At 40.4% G+C, this 4399-nt stretch carries 5 protein-coding genes; 3 read left to right on the plus strand and 2 right to left on the minus strand.

The genetic code is table 11. The features are described 5' to 3' along the window. Positions 1 to 166: 166 nt before the first annotated feature. Together KGY70_17635 and KGY70_17640 are read left to right on the plus strand one after the other, a co-directional pair. Entirely contained in the window at positions 167 to 379 is a 213-nt protein-coding gene (locus KGY70_17635) for a DUF5320 domain-containing protein (protein MBS3777024.1), read from the plus strand. Between the two features lie 183 nt (positions 380 to 562). Beyond that, positions 563 to 898 (plus strand): NifB/NifX family molybdenum-iron cluster-binding protein, encoded by a 336-nt coding sequence (locus tag KGY70_17640; protein MBS3777025.1) that lies wholly within the window; start codon positions 563 to 565, stop codon positions 896 to 898. A gap of 316 nt (positions 899 to 1214) precedes the next feature. On the opposite strand, the gene KGY70_17645 is transcribed toward KGY70_17640, so the two are convergent. Then, a complete protein-coding gene (locus KGY70_17645) occupies positions 1215 to 2051 on the minus strand; it encodes an alpha/beta hydrolase fold domain-containing protein (GenBank protein ID MBS3777026.1) in 837 nt (278 codons plus the stop codon). 11 nt (positions 2052 to 2062) lie between these two features. Continuing rightward, positions 2063 to 2380: a hypothetical protein gene (locus KGY70_17650; GenBank protein ID MBS3777027.1), complete on the minus strand. Its 318-nt coding sequence runs from the start codon at positions 2378 to 2380 to the stop codon at positions 2063 to 2065. 795 nt (positions 2381 to 3175) lie between these two features. Between KGY70_17650 and KGY70_17655 the strand changes: the two genes are divergently transcribed. Continuing rightward, positions 3176 to 4399 (plus strand): GAF domain-containing sensor histidine kinase, encoded by a 1224-nt coding sequence (locus KGY70_17655; GenBank protein ID MBS3777028.1) that lies wholly within the window; start codon positions 3176 to 3178, stop codon positions 4397 to 4399.

Here is a 4399-nt window from a genome sequence, read left to right on the forward strand (position 1 = left end):
ATTTGAAAGAGTCTTGTCTAGAATGTTCGCTGGCAAGGCTTGCGAGTTTTGAATGCCAGGAGTTTACTTGATGTAATCGACTGGCATGAAAAACGAGCGTAACGCAGCCAGCGGATATTATAGACAGACTCTAATTGTAAAAACATAAAATATAATGGAGGTTACTATGCCAGGATTAAACAGAACAGGCCCCCTGGGCGAAGGCCCTATGACAGGCAGGCAGCAAGGCAGATGCAATCCGAACCGGAAAAATAGTGTTCCCGAAGCACCTGAACGACCCCTTACCGGAAGAGGTATGGCATTGGGAAAAGGCAGAAAAAGGGGGAGAAATAAAGGAAAAGGATCGGCATGGGGAAAGAACAGAAGATTTGGAAAATAGTGACAGAAGATGAACTAAGAAAGTAGAATGAGTTTAGTCTAAAAATGCGCTTAGCGGTTATTTTTAGCTAATTGGTTGAAAATTATCTGTTGAATTTCAGAGATCTATTAGAGCCGCTTAGCGCCTTATCAGCCAATATTTAGCTTTTTATACCGAACTCTAGAATCAAAATTTAAAACAACTATGAAAATTCTATTCACAGCCAAAGGAACCGATTGGAATGCAAATCCGGACAACCGTTTCGGCCGGGGAAAATATTTTGTTGTTTATGATGAAGAGCAAGATCATCTCACTGCACATTCCAACGAGGAAAATATGAATGCCGGACATGGGGCAGGCATACAAGCTGCTCAAAAGGCCATTAATCTGGGCGTTGATGTTATCATCTCCGCAGAGTTGGGCCCGAAAGCCAGACAAACCATTGGCCAAAGTCATTGCAAATTGTACACAATTGATGATTCATCGACCATCCAGCAGCTTTACGAGCAATACAAGAAGGGTCATCTCAAAGAACAATAATGTAATTGTCACAATTCGATGACCAACAATATGCCAGACAGCATGTTATTGCTTCCAGGATAAAACAGGTTGTCCACATACGATTGGTTTAATATCATGGTAGCTGATGATAAGCGGTATGCAGGTATGTTCATCAGCATTATGCTTGTCGCAGCTTGAGCTGTATAGTGATGGCATAAATCCTGCTGATATAAGTGGAAGGGTTTATGAATGCGGATAGATCACAAGATGGATGCCTGTCCGCCTGCAAGCTTCGGTTGGTTCCGCTAAAGCTTAAACGACAGCGTGCGGGCAGGCAACTCCCCCATCTGCAGTCTTATAAATCAGGTTCACCCTCGATATAACCCAAGGACCTGAGAAATTCATCCGCACTCAAAACGGTTTGCCAGTAGTTGTATCTGCTGCCGTAGTTGAAAAATCCATGTCCTTCTCCTTCATAAAGCAACAGTTCACATCTACTTCCCACTTTCTCCATTACCGTCTGGTAATACCTTGCGGTTTCAACAGGAATCAGGTCATCCTCTGTGCCGAGGAAAAATACGGTAGGCGGAGCACCTTTTCTGATGTTATGCAATGGTGAGAAATATTTGTACTGTTCTCCCACCCTCTCATAGCCATAACCTCCTGGGCCGTTATCAACGACAGGATTAAAAAGCACCAGGGCATTGGGCTTGCAGCTTACGGACAGGTCATCTACAGAATCATTGAATCCGTCAACCAGGGCTGTGGCAGCAGCCAGGTGACCTCCGGCAGAGCCACCGGATGCAACAATGCTGTCGGGTTTGACATGAAATTTTTCAGCATGCTTTCTTATATAGCGCACGGCTGACTTTGCATCTTTTAATGATTCAAAGGGAGTTGTTCCATGCCTCGAACTTACCCTGTAATCGGCCAGGAAGCAAACCATACCCCTTCCGGCAAAATATTTTGCATGTGGAACAAATTGTTCGGTGGTTCCACCCTTCCAGCCGCCCCCAAAAAAGAAGACCATGGCGGGATGGGGCCCACCCGACTGGTAATTTGCCGGATAATAGATCTCCAGGGATAGCGAGATGGTATCGACCTGTTTGTAAATAACCTGTTCATGGGGCTGAGACAATCCCGTACCGGCCATAAAAATTATCATAACAAAAGGAAGCATGTATTTTTTCATATTAATGCAGTTTAGATGGTAAATCGATCGTAAATATAGTCTTTCAATATATTTCTTGTGTTTTTTAGTGAATATTTGTCAGTTCTCGTGGTTGAATTTAACCCTAATTTGGACAAGCCAAAACCAAACAGGATGCTTTCAAGGAATTTAATGTGTTTCCGTTTTAGCTTGTCCAAATTAGCAAGCAAAACAGTCTGAACTTTCTTTTGCATCTCATAAATATGGATGGGCTTGGCAATATAACTATCAGCTCCCGAATTCCTGACCATTTTTGCAATATCATCTGTTATAACGGAAGCCTGGATGATAATGGGTATTAAAGGATACAACTTATTGATCTTTTGGATTAGCTGCCAACGGGTGCATTCCCAATTTTTTCCAAAAGAGAAAATATATTCCATTCCTACGGAATTCCGTGAACCAGAACATCACTTATATCCCGACCGGCAGCTGCCGGTCGGGTACCTAAATTCACATAAAACCGAAATCCGGCGACTGCCGGATGAAATAAAAGAGGGTGCTTGGAAAAAATCGGGAATGCACCCGCTGCCAACCGTCCATATCCTTTAAATGTATCTCCGTAAAGATAAGTTCGATCTTATATTCATGACAAAAATAAACATTTTATCAGATCATCATCTTGCGAAAGGCGTAATTTCTTTTTTAGGCTTACCCGCTTCTTTTGAACGCCAGTGGGTTGACATTGAAATATTTGGCAACATCTTCGGTACAAAAATTTATTCGAATCAGACAGCAAATGGAAAATAAATTTTTGCTTAAAGAAAAATCCATGTTGGATATTCTTCTTGGCAGACTGATTCCTGTTTTTTAATAATTTATTGAACTACTTTACTTTAAGTGCTTCTAATTTCATTTTATGGTTTGGTGTTTTTTATCCTTCCTAATTTAAGACGCAATGAGAAATTACTTATGTAAACAATAAAAGAATTACTCCAGCAGAAAGCCAATCCATCAAAATCCACATAACATCCACTTATGATATTTACTGAAGCTGTGGGTTTTTTAATTATATTAGCACTTTAAATTCGTAACATTGACAACCAGCTCGGAGTAGAATGCAATTGTAGAATCAGGGTTTATTGAGCACTCTAAATATAGCGCTAATGAAAGAAAAGAAATTTTCCAAAGTCGCCATCAGAGAAACCAATGAAACCAAAAAGGTTCGTATTGGTTCGGATTTGAAACCAGAAGTAAGCGAGGAACTGATAGAAAAGTGGCAGTCATTGTTAGACGTTACAGCCAGAATCATTGATGTTCCCGCTGCCTCGATTATGAAATTGCATGAAGATTATATCGAGGTGTTTTTAAATAGCCAAATTGTCGAGAATCCTTTATATGCAGGTCAAAAGATAGAGCTGATTTATGGGGTTTATTGTGAAACCACAATTGGTAAACAACAAAAATTATTGGTTCCTGATGCAACCAAAAGTGAAATTTGGAAGCACCACAAACATGCTATAGATTTAAATCTGATCTCCTATTTGGGCTTTCCCGTTAATTATCCCGACGGGGAAGTTTTTGGTACTCTATGTGTGCATGATAACAAAGAGAACCACTACAATGAACTCCATAAGGATTTAATGGACAAAATGAGACAACATATAGAGACCGATCTGGAGCTTCTCATTTCAAATCACCAGTTGGAGCAGTCCAATGAAATGAAATCAAAGTTTTTATCGCTTATTTCTCATGATGTTCGGGGTGCTGTGTCGTCCTTGGATGGATTTATAGAGCTGTTGATATCCAGATTTCATAGCTACGAACGCAATGAATTGCAAAATAAGCTGAAAACCATAAGAGTAACTACCAATTCGCTTAACCAGACCCTTCAAAATCTGTTGACCTGGTCAAAACAGGATTTCGTTCAATTACAGCCGTATAAGAAACAGGTGGATCTGATCGCCGTTCTAACCAAAATTTTGGATTTTCTGAAGCCAAGGATTGAATATAAAGCGTTGGAAGTGAACACGGATTATCCCTCTGAGGGGGTTTTTGTTCATGCCGACCCCAATATGCTGGAGACAGCACTGCGAAACATTATTTCCAATGCCGTGAAGTTTACCGAAAATGAAGGGAAAATATTTATTAGGGTTTTTGAGACAGAGCAGGGAGTTGAAATTGAAATTGAGGATACGGGAATGGGCATGGATGAAAAGACAGCCAATAAGTTATTTACCTATAACTATTCTGAGGGGACTGATGATAAAGGACAAGAAAGTTCGGGTATAGGACTGTTGTTAAGTAAAGAGTTCCTCGATAAAAACGATGCCACGGTAAAAGTTTCAAGTAAATTAGGAGAAGGTAGCAGATTTACTGTAACCATTTAA

The sequence above is a fragment of the Bacteroidales bacterium genome (assembly GCA_018334875.1).
In the GTDB taxonomy this organism is placed as follows: domain Bacteria; phylum Bacteroidota; class Bacteroidia; order Bacteroidales; family UBA12077; genus JAGXLC01.

Bases quoted from the DNA above. Each gene is read 5' to 3' on its own strand.
- KGY70_17635 (MBS3777024.1), top strand. From the start codon at position 167: ATGCCAGGATTAAACAGAACAGGCCCCCTGGGCGAAGGCCCTATGACA.
- KGY70_17640 (MBS3777025.1), top strand. From the start codon at position 563: ATGAAAATTCTATTCACAGCCAAAGGAACCGATTGGAATGCAAATCCG.
- KGY70_17645 (MBS3777026.1), bottom strand. From the start codon at position 2,051: ATGAAAAAATACATGCTTCCTTTTGTTATGATAATTTTTATGGCCGGT.
- KGY70_17655 (MBS3777028.1), top strand. From the start codon at position 3,176: ATGAAAGAAAAGAAATTTTCCAAAGTCGCCATCAGAGAAACCAATGAA.